The organism is Mesorhizobium sp. BR1-1-4 (assembly GCF_020165375.1).
In the GTDB taxonomy this organism is placed as follows: Bacteria; Pseudomonadota; Alphaproteobacteria; order Rhizobiales; family Rhizobiaceae; genus Mesorhizobium; species Mesorhizobium australicum.
Genome location: NZ_JAIUIB010000004.1, coordinates 447,807 through 472,436, shown reverse-complemented (window position 1 = coordinate 472,436; position 24,630 = coordinate 447,807). Strand labels below are relative to the sequence as shown.

Genomic DNA, 24,630 nt, shown 5'->3' with positions numbered 1-24,630 from the left:
CATGTCGAAAGCCCAGACCGCCGTTCAAGACACTGATGCCCGGCGCCAATCGCATTTGTTCTACCTCTCCAGCCTGCGCCGGCCGCTGATCGACCGCGCCGAAGGCATTTACATGTGGACGCAGGACGGCCGCCGTTTCATCGACGGATCGAGCGGCCCAATGGTCGCCAATATCGGCCATTCCAACCGCAATGTGCTCGATGCGATGAAGCGGCAGATGGACCGCGCCACCTTCGCTTATCGGCTGCATTTCGAGAACGAGCCGGCGGAAGAACTGGCGCGCGAACTGGCTGGAAAGTTGCCGGAAGGCATGGACCGCATCTTTTTCGTGTCCGGCGGCTCGGAAGCGACGGAATCCTGCATCAAGCTGGCGCGGCAATGGGCTGTGGCCACCGGCCAGGCCAGCCGCTGGAAGGTGATCACGCGGTTTCCTTCCTACCACGGCGGCACGCTCGGTTCGCTTTCGATCACCGGCGACGACGCGTTGGCCGAAACTTTTACGCCGATGATGCGGGTGATGCCGACCGTGCCGGCACCGACCGCCTGGCGCGACCGCGACAATCTCTCGATGGAGCAGCGTGGCGTCCGCTACGCCGACATGCTGGAGGAGAAGATCCTCGCCGAAGGTCCCGAGAGCGTCGTCGCCTTCATCATGGAGCCGATCGGGGGTGCTGCGACCGCGGCCCTGGTGGCACCCGACAGCTATTATGCGCGCATCCGCGAAATCTGCGATCGCCACGGCATCCTGCTCATCCACGACGAGGTGATGAGCGGTGCCGGCCGCACCGGCAAATTCCTCGGCGGCGACCACTGGAACTGCAAGCCTGATATCGTCGCGCTGTCGAAGGGGCTCGGCTCGGGCTATGCGCCGCTCGGCGCGCTGGCCGCACCGATGCGACTGGTCGAGCCGCTGCTCGCTTCCGGCGGCTTCCAGCATGGCCACACCTATGCCGGCAATCCGCTCGCCTGCGCCGCCGGGCTTGCAGTGCTGGGCGAAATGGACCGGCTCGACCTGATTGCCAATGCGGCTGCCATGGGCGACGTGCTGATGGACGGTTTGAAGGCGCTTGCGAAGCGGTTCCCGTTCATTGCCGATGTGCGTGGTAAGGGGCTGCTTACGGGCGCCGAAATGGTCGCCGATCCCGATACGCTGAAACCGATCGAGCAGAGCAAAAAAACCACGCAGCGCCTGCTCGATCTCGCCTATGAGCGCGGGCTGATCATTTATGGCCGCAGGGTCAAGGGTGGCGTCGACGGCGACAATTTCATGGTCGCGCCGCCGATGATCGTCACCAGCGAGCAGGTCGGCGAGATCATCTCCATTATCGGCGACTCGCTTGAGGTTCTGGCCGCCGAATTCGACCTGCCGGTCGAAGGCCGAGGGTAGCGAAGATGGCGCCGCGAAAAGTCATCATCACCTGCGCCGTTACAGGCTCGGTACACACGCCGTCGATGTCGCCCTATCTGCCGGTGACGCCGGACCAGATCGCCGCGGACGCTATCGCCGCGGCCGAGGCCGGCGCCTCGATCCTGCATCTGCACGCCCGCGATCCCAAAGATGGCCGTCCGACCGCCGACCCCGAAGTGTTCATGCAATTCCTGCCGCGCATCAAGCAGGCGACCGATGCGGTGATCAACATCACGACAGGCGGCTCCTCGCTGATGACGCTGGACCAGCGGCTGGCGGCGCCGCTTCGGGCTCAGCCCGAAATGTGCTCACTCAATATGGGCTCGATGAATTTCGCGCTGTTCCCTATGCTCGACAAGCCAAGGGAATGGCTGCACGAGTGGGAACCGAAGCTGCTCGAAGCCACCCGCGACACTATCTTCAAGAACACCTTCGCCGACATGGAAGGCGTGCTCGAGCGGCTGGGCAAGGGCTGCGGCACCCGCTTCGAGTTCGAGTGCTACGATGTCGGCCACCTTTATTCGCTGGCGCAATTCCGCGACCGGGGGCTGGTTTCGGGGCCGCTGTTCATCCAATTCGTGCTGGGCATCCTGGGCGGCATCGGCGCCGACCCGGACAACCTCATCCATATGAAGCGCATCGCCGACAAATTGTTCGGCGACAGCTACCAGTTTTCGGTGCTGGCCGCCGGCCGCAACCAGATGCCGCTGATCTCGATCGCCGCAGCCATGGGCGGCAATGTCCGGGTCGGACTGGAGGACAGCCTCTATGACGGCCGCCAGCTGGCGAAGTCCAACGCCGACCAGGTGCGGCGCATCCGTGGCATTCTCGATGGACTGTCGCTGGAGGTCGCCACGCCGGCCGAAGCGCGTGACATGCTGGCGCTCAAGGGCGGCGACAGGGTGGCTTTTTGACGAGATGAAAGCGCCCGGTCCTGCCACTGTACCTGTCACGCGTGCGGTTATCCTTCGCCCCGGCACCATCGATGACGTCGAAACCATTCACGCGGCGATCCTGAAGCTTGGCACTCATATCGGGGCGCCCGAGGAAATCATCTCGACAGCGGACGATCTCAGAAGCTGGGGCTTTGGCGAAAAACCCGCCTTCTCGACCCTGATCGCAGAAGTCGACGGTGAATTCGCCGGGCTGTGCCTGCATTTCCCGATCTTCTCGACCTGGATGGGACGGCCTGGCGTCTATGTGCAGGACCTCTATGTCGAGGACCGGTTTCGCGGCCGCAAGATCGGCGAACGCCTGCTGCGACGCGTGGCTGCCGAGTGCCGCAAAGAGGGCGGCGTGTATCTGAGGCTGTCGGTCGACACCGACAATGAGGGTGCCAAGGCCTTTTACGAACGGCTGGGCATTGCCTGGTCGAGCTACGAGCAGACGCAGAAAATCATCGGTGAGGCCTTTTTCGCCTTCGCCGATGCGCCGGAAAATGGGGAGCAGCAATGAAGGCCTTCTATGCGCAGGAGCAGAAGCGCCACGATCCCAAGGCCTTTCTTTCCAGTGGCGCGGCACAGCCCAACCCTGAAAAACCGGAACGCGTCGAAAGATTGTTAGCCGGCGCAAAATCCGCTGGTTGCACGGTCGAGCGACCGCGCGATCACGGCCTCGGTCCGATCTCGGCGGTGCACACACCCGAGTATCTCGACTTCCTCGAACATATTTTCGAACGCTGGCAACGGATCGAAGGGGCGTCGGCCGAGGTCATTCCCAACATCCACCCGATCGCCCGCAACGGCTCCTATCCGGCCTCAGCAGTGGGCCAAGCCGGCTACCACATGGCCGACACCGCCTGCCCGATCTCGGGCGAGACATGGCAGAGCGCGCTGTGGAGCGCCTGGAGCGCGGTCGAGGCCGCCGAAACCGTCATGGCCGGAGCGTCGGCCGCCTATGCGCTGTGCCGCCCGCCCGGCCACCACGCCTTCGCCGATGCCGCCGGCGGCTTCTGCTTCATCAACAACTCAGCCGTGGCGGCGCAAGTGCTGCGCAGGCAGGCGGCCCGCGTGGCGATCCTCGATGTCGACCTGCATCACGGCAACGGGACGCAAGGCATTTTCTATGCGCGACCTGACGTGCTGACGGTGTCGCTGCACGCCGATCCGGTGCGGTTCTACCCGTTCTTCTGGGGCCATGTCGACGAGCGCGGCGAAGGTCCCGGGCTTGGCTATAATTTCAACCTGCCGCTGCCGCGCAAATCCGCGGATGCGGCGTTTCTGGAAGCGCTCGGCGTGGCGTTCCAGCGTATCCGCGCCTTCTCCCCCGATGTGCTGGTCGTGGCGCTCGGCCTCGACGCGTTCGAGGGCGATCCGTTCGGCGGGCTTTCGGTGACGACGCCGGGCTTCTCGCGCATCGGCGAGGCCATCGCCGGGCTCGGCCTACCGGCGGTCATCGTCCAGGAAGGCGGCTATCTCTGCGACGAACTCGGCGACAATCTCACCGCATTCCTCACCGGCTTTGGCGGCAAGGCGCGGTGAGAGTTCAAACCCAAGTCAGGAGCGTTGCTGCCTGAGCATGGCAATCACCCGGTGCACGCTCTCCAGCGTCTCGTCGATTTCGGACGCGGTGTTGTAGTGGGCGATGCCGATGCGCACGACGCCTTGCTCGGCCGGAATGCCGAGCTGATGGACGATCTCCCAGGCATAGTTGTGGCCCGACCACACGAAGATGTTCTCGGCGTTCATCTGCCGCACGATCGTTTCGGGGACAATGCCATCGACGGTGAAGGAGACAGTCGGCACACGATCGCCGAGCCGTTTCGGGTCGGTGATGCCTCGGACCGTCAGCCCGGAAATGTCGGACAAGCCATCGATCAGCCTTTGCGCCAGCGGGTTTTCATGGGCAATGGAGACCTGGAACGCCTTGGCGATCTTCTGCCTTCTTGAACCACCCTCACCTGCCGCCGCGCCGAGCTCGGCGAAATAGTCGACCGCGGCGGTCAAGCCGGCCATCAGTTCGATCTGCGGCGTGCCGAGTTCGAACCGCTCGGGCAAGCCGTTCGAGGAGCAACGGCACTTATAGGCTTGCAGACCGTCGATGACGTCGCGCCGGCCCCACAAGATACCCATATGCGGACCGAAGAATTTATAGGCCGAGCAGATCAGGAAATCGCAGCCGAGTTCCTGCACATCGATCAGCCCATGCGGTGCGAATTGCACCGCATCGACATAAACCAGCGCGCCGGCCCGTTTTGCAAGTTGGGTCAAGGACCTGACCCGGTTGATCGAGCCGGTGAGATTGCTGGCGTAGTTCAATGCCACCAGCCTTGTCTTCCCGGACAGCAGACCGGCGAGTGTCGCCTCCTCGATCTGCCAGGTCCTTTCGTCGAACGGCAACCAGCGCACGACGAGACCGAGGTCCTCGGCCAGTTGCAGCCAGGGCGACACATTGCCCTCATGATCCATGCGGGTGAGGATGATCTCGTCGCCTGATTTCATCGTGCGGCCGAGCGTACGTGACATATGATAGGTCAACGTCGTCATGTTGGCGCCGATGACAATCTCGTGCCGGCTCGCCGCGCCGAGGAAGTCGGCCATCGCCAGGTGCGCCTCGTCAACGACCTGCTGCGCCGCGATCGTCGTTTCAAAATAACCGCCGAGATTGGCGTTGGTCGTAAGCAGGCAGCGCGACACCGCGTCGGCCACGGCCTGCGGCACCTGCGTGCCGGCAGGATTGTCGAGATAGATGCGCCGGCGTCCGTTGTCTGTCAGTGAGAGAGCGGGGAATTTTCCACGCACGGCCTCGATCGAAAAATCCACCATCGTCTCCATCCCTTTGCTGCTACACGACAATTCCGGGCTCGGTCACGGGCAGGGATTGCCGACCCTCTGGTGAACGGCATCCACCGCCTTCTGCATTTCTTCAGTCCAGACGACATCCACCGAAGACAGCGCCATCTCCAGTTGGGAAATGGTTGTCGCGCCGATGATGCTGGAGGTCACGAAGGGCCGGCTCGAGACATAGGCATTGGCAAACAGCGCCGGCTCCAGGCCGAAAGAGCGTGCCAGCTCATTGTATTCGAGCTGCGCTTCGGCGGCATTGGGCGTCTCGTAACGCTGGCCGCGGTTGAACAGCTGCGAGCGCGAGCCCTGCGGGCGGGCGCCATGATCGTATTTGCCGGTCAGATAACCCTGGGCCAGCGGCGAATAGGCAAGCAGCGACACCCCTTCGCGCTCGCAGACCTCGGCGAGGTTCACCTCAAAAGTACGGTTGACGAGATTGTAGGCGTTCTGGATCGAGGCGACGCGCGGACCGATCCCTTTGTCGGCCTCTGCAAGGAAGCGCATCACGCCCCAGGAACTCTCGTTGGAGAGACCGAAATGGCGGATTTTTCCTGCCTTCACCAGGTCATCGAACACCGCGAGCGTCTCGGCGATCGGCGTTTCACCGACCGGCGCGCCGACAGAATCGGCACGCCGCGCCACGGCGCCGACGCGCGTCGGGTTGGCGCCCCAGGGGATGTCCCGCTCCGGCCAGTGGATCTGATAAAGGTCGAGATAATCCGTGCCAAGCTTGGCCAGCGACTTGTCTATGGCATCGAAGATATCGGCCCGCACCAATTGCGAGGGCCGGTCTCCGCGAAACCAGCTGTTGGCCGTGCGGCCGACGACCTTGGAGGCCAGGATCACCTTGTCGCGGTTGCCCTTGGCCTTCATCCAACTGCCGATGATCTTCTCCGTCCGTCCTTGCGTCTCCGCCTTGGGCGGGATCGGATAGAGTTCGGCGGTGTCGATGAAATTGACGCCGCGCGAGAAGGCCAGGTCCATCTGGGCATGGCCTTCGGCCTCGGTGTTCTGCTGGCCCCAGGTCATCGAACCAAGGCAGATCTGGGTAACAAGAAGATCGGTCCGACCGAGACGGCGTTTGTGCATGGGATTCTGCTCCGGAGGGATATGTGCGCGGCTGCGCGGGGAGGAGTTCGCATCTTATAGGAAAAGCAGAGCCGCTCTCCAAGCCTTGCCAGGCCGACTTTTGCGTGAGCAGAGCGGGGTTAGCGTCGTGCGGCGGCCACGGCGCGGCGCTTGGCTTCGTCGATCAGCATGTTGGCCACCTGCATGCGGATCATGGCGCGCTGGCGCAAATGCGGGGCGACGCGATCGGGATGGTTGGCGAAAGCAAAGCTGCGGCGCATGCGGCCGAAGTCGGCGGCGCTCTTGGACTGCTCCAGTCCCAGTTCGACCGCAATCGATTCAGGATCGATTGGCGGCAATGTTTCTTCCGGCTTCGGCTCTTCGCCAGCCAGCGCCAGCCTTGCCTGTTCAAGCACGGCGGCAAATTCGCTGGCCAGATCAGCGCCGGCCTCGCGATATTCCGCAGCGGATACCTTGATGCGGCCGGAATGGAGTTCATCGGCGACCGAGAGATAGTCGAACGGGATGGATGGGCGCGCGCCGGTCTCTACGCCCTCACCGCCGTTGCCCTTGTCGGTGGCAACGAAGAGGTCGTCGAGCAGTGACGCAAAATCCCGCTTGGCGCCGGTAGCGATATCAGCCTCCCCCATGCCCGACAGTTCGAGTTTCAGACCATAGAACCAGCTCGTTAAAAATAAATACCGCCGGTCTTAACTAATTTCCATTCAGGGGATCGTTACTGCAGGCGCAGGCAAAAGCCGGACTGCATGTTCATGCAGTCCGGAAATTCGCCAGGAGTGGCGAGGAAAACTGGCCATGTACCAGCTTCGAAGCCTACGTTGGGCGCGGCGCAAGAGTTTCACCTTGCTGCAAAAAAATTTCAAAAAAACATCCGGACATGGCAGGCATGCATATGCTGCACTGCACAATCTTCACGATTCATCTATATTGCCTGACGTGGAGGACCAACCAGGAGCCTGAATCATGGGTTTCTTCACGGAAATGTTCGCCCGGCCGCGCCCGCAGGAACATCTGAGATATCGCGCGGCGCTGGCGCTCCTTTATTCGATGAGCAATGCCGAGCGCGCCGACATCGGCATCAAGCCCGCCGATTTCCCGCGCATCGCCCGCGAAATGTCCATCCGCTAAGCAGGTTGCGAGATGTCCCGGATCGACCCGGGACATCTCAAAGTCCGATTTCTCAACGCGATCCGAGGAATGTCGCCTTGCCCAGCGGCACGCCATTGTGGCGCAGGATGTCGTAAGCGGTGGTCAGGTGGAAATAGAAATTGGGCATGGCCACATGCAGCAGATATTGCATGCCGCTCAGCGTCGTTTCCCGGCCCCCCAGCTTCAGTTCGATCATCCTGTCATCCGACCCGTCGATATCGGCTGCGGAAAAAGTCGCCAGGTAGGCGACCGTCTTGGCGAGCCTCGCTTCGAGATCGGCGAAGCTTGCTTCATTGTCCTCATATTTAGGCACTTCGCGGCCGGCCAGCCGTGAAGGCGCGCCCTTGGCATGGTCGGTTGCGATCTGCACCTGCCTGGCAAGTGCGAACATGTCGGGCGCCAGCCGCGCCGTCAAAAACACCTGCGGGTCGATCTTGCGGTCAAGCGCATTCTGTTCGGCTGCAGCCAGCACACTGGAAAGTGCTTTCAGCCTGGCTGAAAACACGGGCACGGATGCCTCATACATCGATATCGTCACGTCGGATCTCCTGTCCGGCAGGAACGCCGGCGGGAGGACGTAGCGCTCTCAGGCGCGATTCTTCAAGCGGCGGGCGCATGGCGTCACCACGTCGCCGCAATCGCCGTGGTAGAATCTTCGTTATCGAGCGGAGATCCCCGATGACACGCGCCCTTTTCGCAGCGACTGCCCTTCTCTCCCTTGCCACGACAGGCCACGCGCCATTGGCCGCAGCCGATACGCCCGAAGCGCCTTACGTCGATGATCGGTCGAGCGCGGATGCGGTCGTGCATTCACTCTACAGCGCCATCAACCGGCATGAATTCGCCCGCGCCTGGGGCTACTTCGGTGATACAAAGCCGGCAAAGGATTTCGACACATTCGTCAAAGGCTATGACGGTACCGACAAGGTGGAGGTCAAGACCGGTCCGATTTCGGACGAGGGCGCGGCGGGCAGCATCTATTACAACGTCCCGGTCGCCGTCCAGGCAACCGACAAGAAGGGCGAGGCGAAGGTTTTCGCCGGCTGCTATACGCTGCGCCAGGTCAACGCCCAGATCCAGGCGCCGCCGTTCCAGCCTATCTTCATCGACAAGGGAGCGCTGAAGCCCTCCACCGCCGACTTCGACGAGGCGTTGCCGCCAAGCTGCGGCGACGGCCCGCCGCCGCCGAAAAAGGACACCGCACTGGAAAAGGCCAAGAAGGCCTTCCTGGCGACCTATGGCGACCAATGCGACAAGGACCGCCAGGCCAATGAGCCAGAGGTCTTTTCGATCAAATACAAGGACAGGAATGCTCAGCCGAACGATCCTGACAAGGAGACCCGGCTGTTCCACTTCTCCTGCTCGGCCGCCGCCTACAATGAAAGCTCGGTCTATTACATGACCGACGAGGTGGACGGTGTCAGGCAATTGCAGTTCGCCGAGCCGGAGACCGATATACGCTACGAGAACAACGACAGCGACGGCAAGCTGTTGAGTGTAACGGTGATCGGCTTCCGGACCACAGGGTGGGCGGTCAATTCCGACTATGACCAGAATGCTCACACCATCACCACCTTCAACAAATGGCGCGGCGTCGGCGATGCTTCGGATGCCGGGACATATCTGTTCCGCAACGGCGATTTCTCGCTGGTCCAGTATGACGTCGACGCGTCCTATGACGGCGAGGAGAACCCGCAGACGATCGTCGACTACAACACCGCGCCTTAGATCCTCTAGCGCATCAGGCTTATGGTGCCTTCGACAGCATCCAGTCGAGCGTGCCGCGCCAGTCTACCATGCGGATCGGCGTGCCGTGCGTGCCGGTCTCGAAGCGCACGAAGCGGGTCGGATAGTTTTTTGATTTGGCAAGGATGGAGCGGAAGAACGCTTCCTGGTTCGCCACGGGAAAGACCACGTCGTGGCTGCCCTGGCCGAAGAACACTGGCACGCGACGCTTGAAGGCGGGACTGCCGAGAAAGCCCTCGTCCCACAGCGATCCGAGCAGCAGCAGTCCATTCACGCGACCACCAGTATCCTTGCGTGCGGCAAGTTTCCAGCACAGCGCGCCGCCCATCGAGCCGCAGGCGACGAAGATTTTCGCGCCCGGAGACTGTTCGGCATAATGGTCGATCAGGGCGGCGACCAGTGCCGCGCCCTTGTCGCCGAAATCAGGAAAATCCGGAGAAATATAGAGCCCGCCATTGCCGGCCATCAGGTTCTTGAGCCGGTTGAAATTGCCGCCGAAGGTGAAGTCGTCGACGCCTTGCTTGCGGCTGCCGCCCTGCCCGTGCAGGTAAAGCACGATGATGGCGGCTCCTTTCGTCTTGCCGACGGCGACATGCCTGACATCGCCCGCGTCGGTCTTCAGCATCAGATCCTGCTGCACCTTGCGCACGCCGGTGTCGGTGTACTGGGCATGCACGCGCTTTTCCGGCACCTCGTCGCGCTGGTTGATGTCGCGCATCTCGCGGTAGTCGAGGACCGTGTATGCGCCGTTGCTGTCGGACGAGAGCGTCGCCGGATAGGCGAAGAGATCGTCCTTGAAAGGTTTCAGGGACAATGTGTCGGCACTGGCGGCCGAGGAAAACAAGAAAAGCATTGCCGTGACGAAAGCGCGGCACGCGACGGTACGAATAGCCATACCGCAGGCATGCTAATGCCGCCTCCGTTTGTCAATCCTGCAGCACGCCGCCCGCGCCTTCCAGTGCCTCTCGGGTGTCGACATCGACGGACGCGCCCTCCCCGATCTCGACATCGATGACATCGAGTCCTTCGGCCTCGACCAGATGGCGAGCGCCGGTGTCGCCTTCGAGATGGGCGATTGCCGCGAATAACGAGCGCGGCAAAAGCACCGGGTTGCCGCGTTTGCCTTGGTGCGTGGCACGGACCACCGAGTTGCCGCCGGCCCTGCGGAAGGCATCGATAAGCCTGTCCAGATCGTCGGATGCGACACCCGGCATGTCCCCCAGAACGATCATCGCACCAGCGGCGTCTTCGGGCAGATAGGCAGTGCCGGCCTTAAGCGAGGTCGACAGGCCATCGGCAAAATCGGGATTGTCGGCGAAGGTGACGTCGAGGCCCGACAATGCCGCGCGCACCCGCTCGCGCTGATGACCGGTGACGACGATCGTGCCCGAAGCCTTCGAGGCGAGAGCGCGTTCGGCGGTGCGGCGCACCAGCGGCTGGCCGTCGAACAGCGCCATCAGCTTGTTCGGCCCGCCCATGCGGCTCGACCGGCCCGCCGCCAGAAGCACGATCCCGACCTTGAGCCGACTTTTGGCCGGCAGCGGCTCGCGCGGCTGCGGCCGCGTCGGTATCTCCATCAGCAGGCCGCCGACGCCCATGCCGGCGATGTCGCGCGTGGTGACGTCCAGGCCGGCAGTCAATCGGTCGAGCACCCAGTCGAAGCCGTTCTCCTTGGGGCTGCGGGCGCAGCCAGGCGCGCCGATGATGCGCTTGCCGCCGAGTGTGCCGAGCACCAGCAGATTGCCGGGATCGACCGGCATGCCCGCGCGGATGATGGTACCGCCCGCCCTCTCGATCGCCGCCGGAACGACGTCGGCGAAATCGCTCATCGCGGAAGCCCCGAAGATCACCACCATGTCGTTGTCGCGCGCAAGCGCGATGGCAGCCTCGGCGACAGGGGCGATCTCATGCGGCGTACGGCGCTCCGCCGTCAGCCTGCCGCCGGAGCGCGCCAGCCGGGCTTCGGTGACGCGCAGCGTCTTGTCGAGCACGGTTTGTTTGGTGCCCGGCAGCACCGTCTGGATGACGCCGACACGCGTCGGCCGATAGGCGTTGACGGCAAAAATTTCGCCGCTGGCCAAGATTTCCGTCACGGCGGCCACCAACGAGGAAGAGACCGCGAAGGGGATGATCTTCACCGTCGCGACCATCTGGCCCTTTTCGACCGGCGCGTGTTGGCCAAGCGTGGCGATGGTGATGGCGGGATCGACCGCATTGATCGCATCGATTACAGCGGCATTGACGGTGAAGATGCCAGCCGCCTTGGCGTGGAGATTGACCCGGCCGGTAGCGGCGGGCTTCGCCTCGATGCCGCCTAAGGTCATGCCTTCGGCAATTTTTTGCGCCGCGGCGTCCTCGCCGAGATCGTCCGGCGCCAGCACGGCCGCAACGACCTGCGAAACACCTGCCCCCTTGAGCGTGGAGACATCTTCGGCGCTCAGCCTGTGCGCCTTGCGAAATCGCTTTTCGCCGGCCGCGGTCGCATGCGCCAGCACCGCCCCTTCGGCCGCGTCGATCGGGATCGGACCGAATTTCACGCCGCCGCGCCCTTCGCATCGAGGCCGCGCGAGCGGAAGGCAAGAATGGTCTGCGCGAGAATGGCGACGGCGATCTCGGCGGGGCTTGCCGCCCCGATGTCCAGCCCGATCGGCGCGTGGATACGCGCGATCTGGTCTGCACTCGCGCCCAGCGCCAGCAGGCGCTCGACGCGCTTGGCATGCGTCTTTCGGCTGCCGAGCGCTCCGACATAGAAACAGTTGGCGTCGAGTGCCGCCTTCAGCGCGAAATCGTCGATCTTCGGGTCATGGGTGACGGCGGCGAGCGCGGTGTAAGCGTCGAGCGGCTGGCGTTCCAACACATCCTGCGGCCAGTCGGCATGCAAGGCGACATCGGGAAAGCGGTCCGATGTGGCAAAGGCGGTGCGCGGATCGATGATCTCCAAGGGATAGCCTGCGATCCGTGCCATCGGCGCGAGCGCCTGACTGATATGCACGGCGCCGATCACCACCAGACGCGGCCGCGGCAGATGCGCATTGAGGAAGAAGGTCCGCCCTTCCGCCTCGACGGACCCCGAATTGCCGGATCGAAACGCCTTGGCGATCGCCGCACCGAGATCGCCGGCGACCTGATCGCCCTCCCGCACGATACGGTCGCGACCATCACCGAGATCAGTGACGAGGATCGCCGCGCGGCGGGCGCGCCGCTCGGCATTGAGCGTCTTCAGCGCATAAGGATCCATCGGAGGTCAGCCCAATCGCTCAACATAAACCTTGATGCAGCCGCCGCAGGACAGGCCGACTTGCCAGGCGGTCTCATCGGCAACACCGAACTCCAGCATCCTGGCTTTGCCGGAGCCGATGACGTCGACCGCCTCGGTCACGACAGCGCCCTCGACGCAACCGCCCGAAACTGAGCCGTGGAAATTGCCATCGGCATCGATGACAAGGTGGCTGCCGACCGGGCGCGGCGCTGAACCCCAGGTCTCGACCACGGTCGCCACTGCGACATCCTTGCCGTCCTTCATCCAGGCTTCCGCGATGATCAGCGGGTCGCGGGCCTCATCGAGATAAAGACTGTCACTCATCGTTGCTTCTCTCAGGGTCTGTTTTTCCAAAAGCCGGAAAATATATGGCTATGCGGCGCGCCTTGCGCCAGCATCCATCCACCGCCGTGGATCGACGGAAAGGACCGATTTCTTGTCCAGCGAGGCGCAGAGATCGGCGAGCGCGTCGAGATTGTGCACCGAGCGGAATTCGTCGACATGCGGCAGCATCGCCTTGACGCCGCGGGCGCGCGCCTGAAAACCATCGAAGCGCAACAACGGATTGAGCCAGATCAGCCGCCGGCAGGATTTGTGCAGCCGTTCCATTTCTTCCGCCAAGCCCCCTATATCGTCGCGCTCCAGCCCGTCGGTGATCAGAAGCACCACCGCGCCCTGTCCCAGCACACGTCGCGACCATACAAGGTTGAACTCGGCCAGCGTATCGCCGATGCGCGTGCCACCCGACCAGTCCTTGACCGCCGCCGAGCAATCGGCAAGGGCGGCATCGGGATCGCGGTGGCGCATCTGCCGGGTCAGGTTGGTCAGCCGCGTGCCGAAGACGAAAGTGTGCACGCGCCGGCGCTTTTCCGTCAGCGCATGCAGGAAATGCAGGAAGATGCGCGTGTATTGGCTCATCGAACCGGAAATATCGGCCAGCACCACCAGGGGCGGATGAACTTCGCGGACCGAGCGGAATTTCGGCAGGATCAATTCACCGCCGGTGCGCGCCGCCGAGCGCATCATGGCACGTGGATCGATGCGGCGGCCATGCGCATCGGCCTTGAAGCGTCTGGTCCGCACCATGTCGACAGGCAGCCGCAACGCCGCGATCGCCTTCCTGGCGTCAGCCATCTCGACTGCGTTCATCTGCGCGAAATCCTTGCCCCGCAACAGCTCGTTGCCGGAAAAGGTGAAGCGGGCATCGACCTCGATCTCAGGGATTTCCTGAGGCGTCTGGTTTTTCTGATGACCCTCGAACATCGCCTGGCTGACGCGATTTTCAGCCGCGCGCGGTTTCTGCTTCTGCCTGACGTCAGGCGCCACCGGCGAAAACATCGCCAGCAGCTTCTCGATCAATTCGCGCGATTTCCAGAACAGTCGGAAAGCTTCGTCGAAGGTGGCATGATCCTCATGACGCGAGACCAGAACGGCGTGCAGGGTCCAGTAAAAGTCATCACGCGAGCCGATGCCGGCGACGAGCACCGCCTCGATCGCGTCCTTGACCGAAGCGGGCCCGACCCGCATGCCGGCCTTGCGCAAGGTGCGGGCGAAATAGACTATGTTGTCTGCGATCCGGCCGTCCGCCGTCGCCTCTCCAGGGTCGGGTCGGGACGCCTTCACCACCCTACTCCGCCGCCGCGAGCTCGGCCTTGACCTCGTCGAGGATGCGCCGGCCCTCGCCCGCGCCGATGCGGGCAATGTCGTCCTGGTATTTCAGCAGCACCCCGATCGTGTCGGACACGGTCTCCGGATCGAGCGCCACCTTGTCGAGTTCGGTCAGCGCGCCGGCCCAGTCGATGGTTTCGGCGACGCCCGGCACCTTGAACAGCTCGATCTGGCGCAGCTTCTGGATGAAGGACACCACTTCGGCCGAAAGCCGCTGGTTGGCCCGAGGCACCTTGCGGCGTACGATCTCCAGTTCGCGCTCGGCACTGGGATAGTCGACCCAGTGATAAAGGCAGCGCCGCTTCAGCGCATCGTGGATTTCGCGGGTGCGGTTGGTGGTGATGATGACGATCGGCGGCTCTTCAGCCGCGATCGTGCCGAGTTCAGGCACAGTCACCTGGAAGTCGGAGAGGATTTCGAGCAGGAAGGCTTCGAAGGCTTCGTCGGTGCGGTCGAGCTCGTCGATCAGGAAAACCGGGGCTGCGCCCGCCTTGCCCGTCAGCGCATCGAGCACCGGCCGGCGGATCAGGTACTTTTCGGAGAAAACGTTACGCTCCATGGCGGAGCGGTCGACCTTGCCGGCTGCCTCCTCCATGCGGATTTCGATCATCTGCGCGGCGTAATTCCACTCATAAACGGCCGAGGAGACGTCGAGCCCCTCATAACACTGCAGGCGGATCAGCCGGCGGCCAAGCGCCTCGGCCAACACCTTGGCGATCTCGGTCTTGCCGACGCCGGCCTCGCCTTCGAGGAAAAGCGGCCGCCTCATGCGCAGAGACAGGAAAAGCACCGTTGCCAGCGACCGGTCCGCGACATAGTCCGCGCCGGTCAGGAGATCGAGCGTTTCGTCGATCGTCCGCGGCACGGGGCGCGGTTTCAAGTCGCTCATTCCTTCTCCGCGGGTGCGGCGGCCCCACTTTCCAGGACGTGGTAGCCGCGGGCGTGATAGATCAGCGGCCGCAAATTATCGCCCATACGCAGGCCTGTCACCTTGCCAAAAAGCACACGATGGGTGGCTAGGTCCTTGGTGTCGATCAGTTCGCAGTCGAACACGGCGAGCGCGCCCTTGAGCGTCGGCGCGCCGGTGGAAATCACATCCCATTCGCCGAGCGCGAAGCGCTCTTCGACCGGCAGGCCAGTCATGCCGGAAAATCCAATCGACAGCGGCTCCTGGTGCGAAGCCAGCGTGTTCAGGGCAAATTTGCCGTTCTTCACGAACAGCTCATTCTTGGCATTTTCACGATTGAGGCAGACCAGGATGGTCGGCGGCGTATCCGACACAGAACATGCCGCGATCACCGTCGTCCCCCGCTTTCCGGCGGGTCCGTCGGTGGTCACCACATGGACATGACCGGCAAAATGACTCATCGCGTCGCGATAGGCCTGCGGTCCAATATCGTTCTTCTTCAGCACTGGAAGATTCCATGGCCATTGTTCACCTGACATATATGGCCAGACATCACATGCCACAAGCGAAGTGCTTGGCCCATATCCCGAATTCGCGTGTTGCACCAAGGCCGGGCAGCCTTTAGGTCTTGGCGGGAATTTGACGCCTGCGCGACGTCGCGGGCTTGGAGGAATTCTTCGGCAGCATGCGATCCGGGGCAACCATAACCGCAGCGCTGGCCTGGCTGTTCATGGCCGGCGCCGCCAGCGCACAGACGCTCACGATTGGTGTCGCAGCACCCCTGTCGGGACCATCGGCCATCCTCGGCAGGCAGATCGAGGCTGGCGCCGGGCTCGCGGCAGAGGTGGACGGCATCCAACTCAAGACTGTTGATGACGCCTGCACCGGCGATGGCGGCGCCGCGGCGGCCAGGGAATTCGTGGCAGCCAAGGTCAATGTCGTGATCGGCTTCCTCTGCACGGAGGCGATCGAGGCGGCGATGCCTGTCCTTAAGGACGCCAATATTCCTGTCATCACCGTTGGTGTGCGAACCGAAAGCCTGACCGACCGCCGCGCCAAGACCGGCTGGCCGGTTTATCGCCTCGGCCCGCGAGGCGACGACGAGCGCAATGCCGTCGCCTCCACCCTTACCCGCCTATGGCAGAACGAGCTGTTCGCGATCATCGACGACGGCACCATCTATGGCCGTGAGATGGCGGAGACATTTCGTGCTGCTGCCGAGCAGGCGGCACTGAAACCAGTCTTCGTCGACACGTTCCGGCCGCAGCTCGACAACCAGATCGGCCTGGTGGGACGGCTGAAAAAGGCCGGCGCCACGCATGTCTTTGCCGGCGGCGACGGCGACGACATCGCCATTATGGGGCGCGATGCCGCCCAGCTCCAGACGGGCATCGTCCTTGCCGGCGGCGAAAACCTGCGCACGCCGCCCGGCGACGTGCCTTACGCGACCGGCACGCTGATGATCGCGCCACCCGAATGGGCCGATGTCGCGGATCCCAAAGTGCTGGAAAGCTTCTCCGCGCACAAGATCGTGCCGGACGGCTACGCCCTGCCGGCTTATGCTGCGGTCGAGATCGCCAAGGCCGCATCGTCGGACGCAGCAGGCTCCGGCGGGCCGCTGGCCGAGGCACTCACCGGGCATGATTTCACCACGGCGATCGGACCGGTCCGCTTCGACGACAAGGGCGACCTCAGCCAGAGCCTCTACCGTGTCTTCCGCTTCGACGGCACCCGCTTCGTGCCCTTGGAAAACAACTGATGTTCCGCACCGGTCCACGCAATCTCATCACCGATGTCATGGGCCTGCGCGTTGGCAATGCTTCCGACGCCAGGCTGAAGTCCGGCGTGACGACCGTCCTTTGCGACGAGCCGGCGGTCGCGGGAGTCCAGATTCTTGGCGGCGCGCCTGGCACCCGCGAGACGGATCTGCTGGAACCGCACAATTTGGTGGAGACGATCCATGCCGTGGTGCTGTCGGGCGGTTCTGCTTTCGGGCTCGATGCTGCCTCCGGCGTGCAGGCCGCACTGCGCGAACGCGGCATCGGCTTCGAGGTTGGCGGCTTCCGCGTACCGATCGTGCCGGCGGCGATCCTCTTCGACCTGCGCAATGGCGGCGACAAGGACTGGGGCCGCTATCCCCCCTATCGCGACCTCGGCTACGAGTCGGTGCAGACTGCCGCTGTCGATTTCCAATTTGGCACGGCGGGCGCCGGAACCGGTGCACTGACGTCGGGGCTGAAGGGTGGCCTGGGTTCCGCCTCGACACTGCTGGACAATGGGATCACCATCGGCGCGCTGGCCGCCGTCAACCCGACCGGCTCGGTGACCGTCGGCCGCACCCGCCATTTCTGGGCGGCACCCTTCGAAATCGGCGATGAATTCGGCGGGCTTGGTTATCCCTCGCCCATGCCCGAGGACGCGAAGCGGATTTTGCTGAAATACGGGGACAAGGATCACGGACGGCAGATGGACAGCGGCGGCAACACGACCATCGCGGTCATTGCCACGGACGCGGTTCTCACCAAGGCCGCCGCCAAACGCCTGGCAATTTCGGCGCATGACGGCTTCGTACGCGCCATCTGGCCGACCCATACGCCGGCCGACGGCGACCTGGTGTTCGCGCTGGCCACCGGCAAGAGCGGGGTCGAACTGACCGCCGACGCGGCAATCGACCTCTACGCCGCCGCCGGCGCCACTATGGCGCGCGCCATCAGCCGTGGCGTGTTTGCCGCGACGCCAGCCGACAACGACCTGTTTCCCGTCTGGTCGTCACGTCGCTAGGCTGGCTAAAGCCGTCGATCAAACCGGATCGGATTTTTCTTCCTCGAACGTCACCGCGACATCGGAATTCGCGGACAGCCACACCTTCTTGCCATCGACCTCGGCAACCAGGGCCAGTGAAATATAGTGGTGATGGCCCTTGTGAGCCCCCTCGCCACTGTCGGCCTTGGTCAGCTTGATGCGCTGGCCATCGACCTTGTCGACGGTGCCGATATGCACGCCGTCGGCGCCGACGACGTCCATGTGCTCACGAATTTTGCTGGTGTCGGTCATGTTAGCTTCTCCATTGGGGTGGGTTTCCCTTGGGACTGCCGACAATAACAAATGACGAGCGGTTTGGATGCATCGGCCTTGGTCCGCACGACGTTTTGATCTCGTCGTGCTAGGGATTGAAGCGATCAGGCCGAAGGAGCGATGACAATGCGGACGCTTTTCCTGTTTGCCGTTTGCCTGGCCACGCAGTTCGCGGCGTCGATTGCCCAGGCCGGCGATGTCGCGGAGCTCGAAATCCTGGGCTTCACCCGGGATGGCGGCGTGTTCGCCTTCGAGGAGTACGGCATCCAGGACGGGTCGGGCTTTCCCTATGCCAACCGGTATTACATCGACACCAGCAACGACAGCTTTCTCAAGGGCACGCCGGTCAGGGTCCGGCTCGACGACGAGAAGGCAACGCTCGACGCTGCCCGCCTTCAGGCCCGGCAAAAGGGCGAGGCCATTGTCAGCCAGGCCGAGCTGAGTGCCAACCGCGGCATCACCGCCGGCTCCAACCCGGTGACCGAGCTTTCGGCCGATCCACATCGCATAGTGGTCAATCCGCGACCGATCTTTTCCCCTGTCGACCAGCCGCTCGAGTTCCGGCTCGACGAGATCGGCATGAATGACACCGAAGGTTGCGCCAGCCAGGGCGAGATCAATGGCTTCCGGCTGCTGCGTATCGAGGCGCGGGATGGCGGCACCACGAAATTGCTGCACGAGGACAAAGCGACCCCCAAGAGCCGGGGCTGCCCGAACGGCTACCGCATCGGCGCGGTGCAGACGTTCTCGATGGACAGCCTCAGCGCTTATGCGGTGCTGATCGCGGTGCGCCAGTATGGCTTCGAAGGGCCGGACTTTCGCTGGATCGCCGTGACCGGCCGCCTGTGACAGAGCTTGCCCAACCCGTCAGGCGCAATCGCGCCCTGCACCACCTTCGCGGCGCCATGCCGACACTGCGTGCAGCGCTTCTCGGTGCGCTGCTGTGGGCCGCCATGATGGGCGCCAGCGCACTCGTCAACCTGTTGCTGGACAATTGGGTGACGCCAGGCAAGATCCGCACCGTGTCCCTGCTGTTTGCCGTCGGCGGCGGCCTAGCCTTTCCCGTTGGCCTCTTTGCCGCACGGCTGGTTTCGCTCGGAAAGGGCCGGGAGGTCGCCTTCGCGGCGATATTCGTAGGGCTTGCTGCCGCAACGATCGGCCTCACCGCCCTGCTGTATGCCCTGCAATACCGCTCCTACTATGCCGAATGGCATGCGCCCGTATTCACCCTCACCTGGGGCTTTCAGCTCGCCTTCACGATGGCGGTGGCGTCCTACCAGTTCGTGGTGCTGGGCATCCGGCTCTATTTCCCGCTTGGTTTCGTCGCCTTGTTCGCCGTCAGCCTCTGGTTTGCACGGCAGCAGCGTTGAGCATTTGGCCCGCCTCTGTTAGGACGCGGACAAATCCCTCCGACACATCAGGAATGACCGATGATCCCTCGCTATTCCCGGCCGGAAATGGTCGCCATCTGGTCGCCCGAAACCCGGTTTCGCATCTGGTTCGAAATCGAGGCCCATGCCTGCGACGCGCTGGCCGAACTGGGGGTCATCCCCAAGGAAGCGGCCAAAACGATCTGGGAAAAGGGAAGCGTGGCCGAATTCGACGTCGAGAAGATCGACGCGATCGAGCGCGTCACCAAGCATGACGTCATCGCCTTCCTCACCCATCTTGCCGAATTCGTCGGACCCGATGCGCGCTTCATCCATCAGGGCATGACGTCTTCGGACGTGCTCGACACCTGCTTTGCGGTGCAACTCACCCGCGCCAGCGACATTCTGCTGGCCGACATCGATACGTTGCTTGCAGCGCTCAAGCGCCGCGCCTTCGAGCACAAGGACACCGTCACCATCGGCCGCAGCCACGGTATCCATGCCGAGCCGACGACCTTCGGCATAAAGCTGGCGCAGGCTTATGCCGAATTCTCGCGCTGCCGCGAGCGGCTGGTGCACGCGCGCGAAGACATTGCCACCTGTGCGATTTCGGGCGCGGTCGGCACCTTCGCCAACATCGAGCCCTATGTCGAGGAACATGTGGCGGCAAAGCTCGGACTGAAGCCGGAACCGGTGTCGACGCAGGTGATTCCGCGCGACCGCCACGCCATGTTCTTCGCGACCCTCGGCGTCATCGCCTCCTCGATCGAGCGGCTGGCGATCGAGGTCCGGCATCTGCAGCGCACCGAAGTGCTGGAAGCGGAAGAGTATTTTTCGCCGGGCCAGAAAGGCTCGTCGGCGATGCCGCACAAGCGCAACCCGGTGCTGACCGAAAACCTCACCGGCCTTGCCCGCATGGTGCGCTCCATGGCGCTGCCTGCGATGGAGAACGTGGCGCTCTGGCACGAGCGCGACATCTCGCACTCCTCGGTCGAGCGCATGATCGGCCCGGACTCCACCGTGACGCTCGATTTCGCGCTGTCACGCCTGACCAGCGTCGTCGACAAGCTGGTCGTCTATCCCGACAACATGCTGAACAACATGAACAAGTTTCGCGGCCTAGTGCATTCGCAACGCGTCATGCTGGCGCTGACGCAGGCCGGCCTGTCACGCGAAGATTCCTACCGGTTGGTGCAGCGCAACGCCATGAAGGTGTGGGAACAAGGCGCTGATTTTCTTGAGGAACTTCTGGCCGACAAGGAAGTGACAGCCGCACTGCCGGAGGCGCAAATCCGCGAGAAATTCGACCTAGGCTACCACACCAAGCACGTCGACACGATCTTCAAGCGGGTTTTCGGAGGGGCATGAGCTTTCCTTCCCCCGTTTACGGGGAGAAAAAAGCCGTGGTGACGTCCAGTCAAGCCTTACCTGGCACGGTCCTGATCACCGTGCCCCAAGGATCCTCACGGGTCGTTTCGCTGCTCACATTGTCCGAACGCATCTCGACCCAGGCAAGGCCCGAGCGGGAGGGGTCGCGGCGGCCGGCGCCGGCGCTTTGCCAGGCATTGGCGCCGATGTGGTGGTGATAATGCCCCGACGACAGGAACACCGCCTGGCCGCCATATTTGGCGACCGTGTCGAAGCCGAATTCCTGGTTCCACCAGGCTTCGGCCTCTTCCGGTCTGCCGACGCGCAGGTGGACATGGCCGACAATGCTGTTTTCCGGCGCGCCTTGCCATCCCGCATCGCCGGCCGGCACTTCGGCAACGACAGACGGAATGTTCATCCGCTCGGTCGCCATGGCGATCTTGTCGCCGTTCCATTTCCAATCCTGCGGGCGGCGGTCGGCATAGATTTCGATGCCGTTGCCCTCGGGATCGGTCAGGTAGAGCGCTTCGCTGACCAGATGGTCCGAAGCGCCCTCGATAGCGATCTTGTCTGAGATGGCGTGGTTGATCCAGCGTCCGAGATCGGCACGGCTGGGCAGCAGGAAAGCCGTATGGAACAGGCCGGCGCTGCGCGGATCGTCCGGTTTGGCAGAGCTGTCCGGCTCAAGCACCAGCAGCGGACGGCTGCCGGCACCGAGCGTGATCGCGCCGTCGGCGCGGCTCAATTCCTGCAGTCCGACGACTTTGCGATAATAGGCGGCAAGACTTTCGGCATCACGCGCCTTCAGGCCGACGCGGGCGACGCTCACCGGCGTGGTGGCGGCAAATGGCAATTCGCTCATCATTGTCTCCGTTGCGGCGACGTCTCGCGAAGCTCCCAAAGCCAGGAGGCCAGCGGCGCCGATCATTCTACGTCGTGTCAGCGCCAAAATCCCGGTCCTCCACGGCTGTTTCTCTCCCGACAGAGATCGTCGATCTTCATCGTTCACACAAGACAGCGAAAAGCGAACATGGTGTTCACCGTTGCGACCGGAAGCCTGCCCATCAACGGTTGCATGAGGCAATCGCGCTCGCTATCTGAGCGCCATGAAAGTCAAGGACGCAGATATTCTGATCATTCCCGGATACACCAATTCGGGGCCTGAGCATTGGCAGACCCGCTGGCAATCGAAACTGTCCACGGCGCGCCGCGTCGAGCAAGCGGAATGGTCGAAGCCGGTGCGCGAGGACTGGACGGCGAGTGTGGCCAAGGCGGTCAACGAGGCCGAGAGACCTGTCGTTCTCGTCGCTCACTCACTTGGAGTGGCCGCGGCCGTACAAGCCATTCCGCAGTTCCGGAAGCCGGTCGCCGGCGCCTTCTTCGTGGCACCGCCGGACGTCGCGAATCCCAAGATCAAGCCAAGACATCTGATGACCTTCGGCCCTTATCCTCGCGAACCGCTGCCGTTTCCCTCCATCGTGATCGCCAGCCGCAACGACCCCTTCTGCCCTTTCGATGTCGCCGAGGACATCGCCGGCGCCTGGGGCTCGCTGTTCATCGATGCCGGAGAAACCGGCCATCTCAGCGAGGATTCAGGCTTTGGCCCCTGGCCCGAGGGATCGATGACCTTCGCCAAGTTTCTGACGGACCTCTGAGGCGCGCCAAAATCAACGCACGATGGCATTCGATCAAACTGCAGGACTCGAATAAATAATAATTTAAGAGGGCCAGCGTTAACTATTCAGAAGCAGTGGAAATTGCTTTCTGGATGATCATCCGTGCTTGAACCGGGCTGCCAATTCTTCGCCCTTGAAACAGAGGTCAATGCTTGCGCAAGGACGCATCACTTGAATTCTTGAGAGGCGCCGCAGCGCTTATCGTTCTCAATTGGCATATCTTGTGTGCTTTTGCGCCGTCCGCGGCGGGCGAAGAGGAGGCTGCGCAATCGCTCAAGACAAGTCTGGCTTTCATCGCCTTCAATGGCGGCTCTGCCGTCTACTTGTTTTTCGTCCTCTCTTCCTATGTGCTTGTGAAGCGTTATTTCCAGTCCCGCGACGCACAAGACCTTCGGCTGGGTGCGATCAAACGTTTGCCTCGTCTGGCTGGACCCGTGCTTGTTGTGGTTCTATCGTCCTGTGTCATCTTCAAGCTCGATCTGTATTTCTTCGAGGATGCAGCGGCGGTCGCTCAATCTGAGTGGCTCGGCAGATTCGGCAATGCTTCAAAGGTACTGTCGCGGGAGACAGCGAGTTTCTCCGACGCATTCCTGCAAGGAGCGTGGCGGACATTCATTTACGGCGACAAATATTACGACAGCAGCCTGTGGACCATGACGATCGAGTTCTGGGGCAGCATGCTGACCTTCGCCCTCGCCCCGATCGTCTTTTTCTTCCAAGGCCGCTGGGCGCTATTGTCCTGGCTTTGCATAGCAACAGGCGTATTCTTGGCGGTGCAAGTCAGCTTCTTTTTTTGTGCCTTTCCGGCCAGCCTCCTACTCTATCCGCTTCTCGCCATGGGATTTCACCCGAATCGATGGGTGAGAGGGGCCATGGCGATTATTTCGCTGGTGCTGCTGGGTTATGCAGGAGATGCTGTCGGAATATACCGGCCCTTCGCCGTGCTCGATATTGCAGCTTCCGATATCGGTTTGCGGCAAGCTTGCGTGGCCATCCCGGCAAGCATCATGCTGGTTTACGCCGTGCTGAGCATGGATGACCCACCGTCATGGCTCTCCGGCAAGGCCGCACGTTTCCTGGGCGACCTGTCTTTCCCGCTCTACCTCGTGCATGTACCCGTTATCTGCTCGTTGGGATCATGGGCGCTGTTGGCAAGCGACTCCGCCGCACTCGGCGCTGCCGCCGCGATATCTGGGTCGATCCTCGCGGCATTGCCGCTGATGGCTTTCAACAACTGGTGGGTCCAGGCGCTCGGCGCTTTGTTCGACAGGATCAGACGCGGCGGATCGGCCGCCACGGCGCTCGCGGTGCAAAGGTCTGAGCAACACGCTGGCGACAGCAGCCCCCTGGTTCAGGATCCGATCGAGTCCCGCATGTCCTTGAGCAAGGTCCTTGCTCCCAATGAAATCAGCGCGTGCTCGGAACCCGTGGCGAGCAGGCGATAGCCCATCGACACGACGCGGCCGGCGATAGCCGGTTCGACGACATAGATCGCCGCATGCTTGCCGGCCTTGCGGGTGCGCTCGGCAACCGAAGCCACCGTCTCCATCATGCTTTCCAGCGTCGAATTGACCGTGGTGCCGTTGGTCCAGGCGATCGAGAAGTCGGACGGCCCGAGGAAAATGCCGTCGATGCCCGGCGTGTCGAGGATACCGTCAAGCGCATCGAGCGCGGCGCGCGTCTCGACCATGGCAAAAGCCATGGTGCGCTGATTGGTGTCGCGCAGCCATTCGGCATAGTCGCCCTTGCCATGGCGGGGAAAGGCATAGGTCGGACCCCACGAGCGCTCGCCGAGCGGGGGATACTTCATGGCCGCGGCGAGCAGCTTTGCATCGGCCACCGAGTTGACCATCGGTGCAATGACTGCTTCGGCGCCAAAATCGAGAGCACGGCTCGCCATGTCGAAACGGCCAACGGGAATGCGCACCAGCGCCGGCTTGCCCAGGGCCAGCACGGGTGCCAGGCCGCGCAGGACGCTGTCCTCGTGATGGCCGCCATGCTGCATGTCGAGTGTCACGGCATCGAAGTCCTGCCTGGCGAGGATCTCCACGGTCAAGGCGTCCGGCACGCCCGACCAGGCGGTTACCAGCGTTTCATCTGCGGCAAGACGGGACTTCAGGGACATCTAAT

At 62.9% G+C, this 24,630-nt stretch carries 27 protein-coding genes; 13 read left to right on the top strand and 14 right to left on the bottom strand.

The window, feature by feature from the left end:
* Position 1 precedes the first annotated feature (1 nt).
* From LB571_RS11525 to LB571_RS11510, 4 genes are read left to right on the top strand one after another with little or no spacing between them, the layout of a single operon-like run.
* Entirely contained in the window at positions 2–1,387 is a 1,386-nt protein-coding gene (locus LB571_RS11525) for an aspartate aminotransferase family protein (RefSeq protein WP_224594566.1), read from the top strand.
* Between the two features lie 5 nt (positions 1,388–1,392).
* Positions 1,393–2,322, top strand: a complete 930-nt coding sequence (locus LB571_RS11520; RefSeq protein ID WP_224594564.1) for a 3-keto-5-aminohexanoate cleavage protein — start codon at positions 1,393–1,395, stop codon at positions 2,320–2,322.
* A gap of 4 nt (positions 2,323–2,326) precedes the next feature.
* Complete coding sequence (locus tag LB571_RS11515) at positions 2,327–2,863, top strand: GNAT family N-acetyltransferase (protein WP_224594559.1); 537 nt, start codon at positions 2,327–2,329, stop codon at positions 2,861–2,863.
* A complete protein-coding gene (locus tag LB571_RS11510) occupies positions 2,860–3,888 on the top strand; it encodes a histone deacetylase family protein (protein WP_224594556.1) in 1,029 nt (342 codons plus the stop codon). The genes LB571_RS11515 and LB571_RS11510 overlap by 4 nt, the downstream gene beginning before the upstream one ends.
* A 15-nt stretch (positions 3,889–3,903) precedes the next feature.
* On the opposite strand, the gene LB571_RS11505 is transcribed toward LB571_RS11510, so the two are convergent.
* The 3 genes from LB571_RS11505 to LB571_RS11495 all read right to left on the bottom strand — a co-directional run bounded on the left by LB571_RS11505 (position 3,904) and on the right by LB571_RS11495 (position 6,911).
* A complete protein-coding gene (locus LB571_RS11505; RefSeq protein WP_224594553.1) occupies positions 3,904–5,172 on the bottom strand; it encodes a cysteine desulfurase-like protein in 1,269 nt (422 codons plus the stop codon).
* Positions 5,173–5,214: 42 nt separating this feature from the next.
* Positions 5,215–6,282 (bottom strand): aldo/keto reductase, encoded by a 1,068-nt coding sequence (locus LB571_RS11500; protein ID WP_140717412.1) that lies wholly within the window; start codon positions 6,280–6,282, stop codon positions 5,215–5,217.
* 119 nt (positions 6,283–6,401) lie between these two features.
* A complete protein-coding gene (locus tag LB571_RS11495; protein WP_015318113.1) occupies positions 6,402–6,911 on the bottom strand; it encodes a hypothetical protein in 510 nt (169 codons plus the stop codon).
* A gap of 334 nt (positions 6,912–7,245) precedes the next feature.
* Here LB571_RS11495 and LB571_RS11490 point away from each other — a divergent pair, with 334 nt between their 5' ends.
* A complete protein-coding gene (locus LB571_RS11490) occupies positions 7,246–7,410 on the top strand; it encodes a hypothetical protein (RefSeq protein WP_015318114.1) in 165 nt (54 codons plus the stop codon).
* A 52-nt stretch (positions 7,411–7,462) separates the two neighbouring features.
* Here the strand turns inward: LB571_RS11490 and LB571_RS11485 are convergent, their stop codons facing one another.
* Positions 7,463–7,969: a DUF1993 family protein gene (locus LB571_RS11485; RefSeq protein WP_015318115.1), complete on the bottom strand. Its 507-nt coding sequence runs from the start codon at positions 7,967–7,969 to the stop codon at positions 7,463–7,465.
* 140 nt (positions 7,970–8,109) lie between these two features.
* On the opposite strand from LB571_RS11485, the gene LB571_RS11480 reads away from it, so the two are divergent.
* Complete coding sequence (locus LB571_RS11480) at positions 8,110–9,159, top strand: DUF1176 domain-containing protein (RefSeq protein WP_224594550.1); 1,050 nt, start codon at positions 8,110–8,112, stop codon at positions 9,157–9,159.
* Between the two features lie 19 nt (positions 9,160–9,178).
* On the opposite strand, the gene LB571_RS11475 is transcribed toward LB571_RS11480, so the two are convergent.
* The 7 genes from LB571_RS11475 to LB571_RS11445 all read right to left on the bottom strand — a co-directional run bounded on the left by LB571_RS11475 (position 9,179) and on the right by LB571_RS11445 (position 15,517).
* A complete protein-coding gene (locus LB571_RS11475) occupies positions 9,179–10,030 on the bottom strand; it encodes an alpha/beta hydrolase family protein (RefSeq protein WP_411961418.1) in 852 nt (283 codons plus the stop codon).
* Between the two features lie 73 nt (positions 10,031–10,103).
* The gene (locus tag LB571_RS11470; protein ID WP_224594544.1) at positions 10,104–11,714 is read right to left on the bottom strand and encodes an NTP transferase domain-containing protein; all 1,611 of its coding nucleotides are present in this window, start codon (positions 11,712–11,714) and stop codon (positions 10,104–10,106) included.
* Positions 11,711–12,415, bottom strand: a complete 705-nt coding sequence (locus LB571_RS11465; protein ID WP_224594541.1) for an XdhC family protein — start codon at positions 12,413–12,415, stop codon at positions 11,711–11,713. The genes LB571_RS11470 and LB571_RS11465 overlap by 4 nt, the downstream gene beginning before the upstream one ends.
* 6 nt (positions 12,416–12,421) lie before the next feature.
* Complete coding sequence (locus LB571_RS11460) at positions 12,422–12,760, bottom strand: XdhC family protein (RefSeq protein WP_224594538.1); 339 nt, start codon at positions 12,758–12,760, stop codon at positions 12,422–12,424.
* A gap of 48 nt (positions 12,761–12,808) precedes the next feature.
* The gene (locus tag LB571_RS11455) at positions 12,809–14,059 is read right to left on the bottom strand and encodes a vWA domain-containing protein (protein WP_224594535.1); all 1,251 of its coding nucleotides are present in this window, start codon (positions 14,057–14,059) and stop codon (positions 12,809–12,811) included.
* Between the two features lie 4 nt (positions 14,060–14,063).
* Positions 14,064–14,993 carry an AAA family ATPase gene (locus tag LB571_RS11450; protein WP_224594532.1) on the bottom strand — a complete coding sequence of 310 codons (930 nt, stop codon included), beginning with the start codon at positions 14,991–14,993 and terminating at the stop codon, positions 14,064–14,066.
* Positions 14,990–15,517, bottom strand: a complete 528-nt coding sequence (locus LB571_RS11445; RefSeq protein WP_015318123.1) for a flavin reductase — start codon at positions 15,515–15,517, stop codon at positions 14,990–14,992. Before LB571_RS11445 ends, LB571_RS11450 begins: the two co-directional genes overlap by 4 nt.
* Before the next feature lie 179 nt (positions 15,518–15,696).
* Between LB571_RS11445 and LB571_RS11440 the strand changes: the two genes are divergently transcribed.
* Complete coding sequence (locus tag LB571_RS11440) at positions 15,697–16,770, top strand: branched-chain amino acid ABC transporter substrate-binding protein (protein WP_224531152.1); 1,074 nt, start codon at positions 15,697–15,699, stop codon at positions 16,768–16,770.
* A complete protein-coding gene (locus LB571_RS11435; protein ID WP_224594530.1) occupies positions 16,770–17,792 on the top strand; it encodes a P1 family peptidase in 1,023 nt (340 codons plus the stop codon). The genes LB571_RS11440 and LB571_RS11435 overlap by 1 nt, the downstream gene beginning before the upstream one ends.
* A gap of 18 nt (positions 17,793–17,810) precedes the next feature.
* On the opposite strand, the gene LB571_RS11430 is transcribed toward LB571_RS11435, so the two are convergent.
* Entirely contained in the window at positions 17,811–18,065 is a 255-nt protein-coding gene (locus tag LB571_RS11430; RefSeq protein ID WP_015318126.1) for a DUF2171 domain-containing protein, read from the bottom strand.
* Positions 18,066–18,212: 147 nt separating this feature from the next.
* Between LB571_RS11430 and LB571_RS11425 the strand changes: the two genes are divergently transcribed.
* The 3 genes from LB571_RS11425 to purB are packed head-to-tail and all read left to right on the top strand — an operon-like array spanning position 18,213 to position 20,824.
* Positions 18,213–18,935: a DUF2259 domain-containing protein gene (locus LB571_RS11425; RefSeq protein ID WP_224594526.1), complete on the top strand. Its 723-nt coding sequence runs from the start codon at positions 18,213–18,215 to the stop codon at positions 18,933–18,935.
* A gap of 56 nt (positions 18,936–18,991) precedes the next feature.
* Positions 18,992–19,456, top strand: coding sequence for a hypothetical protein (locus LB571_RS11420; protein ID WP_224594524.1), 465 nt, complete (start codon positions 18,992–18,994; stop codon positions 19,454–19,456).
* A 60-nt stretch (positions 19,457–19,516) separates the two neighbouring features.
* On the top strand, positions 19,517–20,824 hold the full coding sequence (gene purB / locus LB571_RS11415; protein ID WP_224594521.1) for an adenylosuccinate lyase: 1,308 nt from the start codon (positions 19,517–19,519) through the stop codon (positions 20,822–20,824).
* 49 nt (positions 20,825–20,873) lie between these two features.
* Here the strand turns inward: purB and LB571_RS11410 are convergent, their stop codons facing one another.
* The gene (locus LB571_RS11410; protein WP_140717428.1) at positions 20,874–21,686 is read right to left on the bottom strand and encodes a VOC family protein; all 813 of its coding nucleotides are present in this window, start codon (positions 21,684–21,686) and stop codon (positions 20,874–20,876) included.
* Between the two features lie 244 nt (positions 21,687–21,930).
* Here LB571_RS11410 and LB571_RS11405 point away from each other — a divergent pair, with 244 nt between their 5' ends.
* Positions 21,931–22,479: an RBBP9/YdeN family alpha/beta hydrolase gene (locus LB571_RS11405; RefSeq protein WP_140616988.1), complete on the top strand. Its 549-nt coding sequence runs from the start codon at positions 21,931–21,933 to the stop codon at positions 22,477–22,479.
* A 173-nt stretch (positions 22,480–22,652) separates the two neighbouring features.
* Positions 22,653–23,945, top strand: a complete 1,293-nt coding sequence (locus LB571_RS11400) for an acyltransferase family protein (protein WP_224594519.1) — start codon at positions 22,653–22,655, stop codon at positions 23,943–23,945.
* Here LB571_RS11400 and LB571_RS11395 read toward each other — a convergent pair.
* Positions 23,852–24,625 (bottom strand): HpcH/HpaI aldolase family protein, encoded by a 774-nt coding sequence (locus tag LB571_RS11395; protein ID WP_224594516.1) that lies wholly within the window; start codon positions 24,623–24,625, stop codon positions 23,852–23,854. The two genes, LB571_RS11400 and LB571_RS11395, sit on opposite strands and share 94 nt — an antisense overlap.
* Positions 24,626–24,630: the final 5 nt, after the last annotated feature.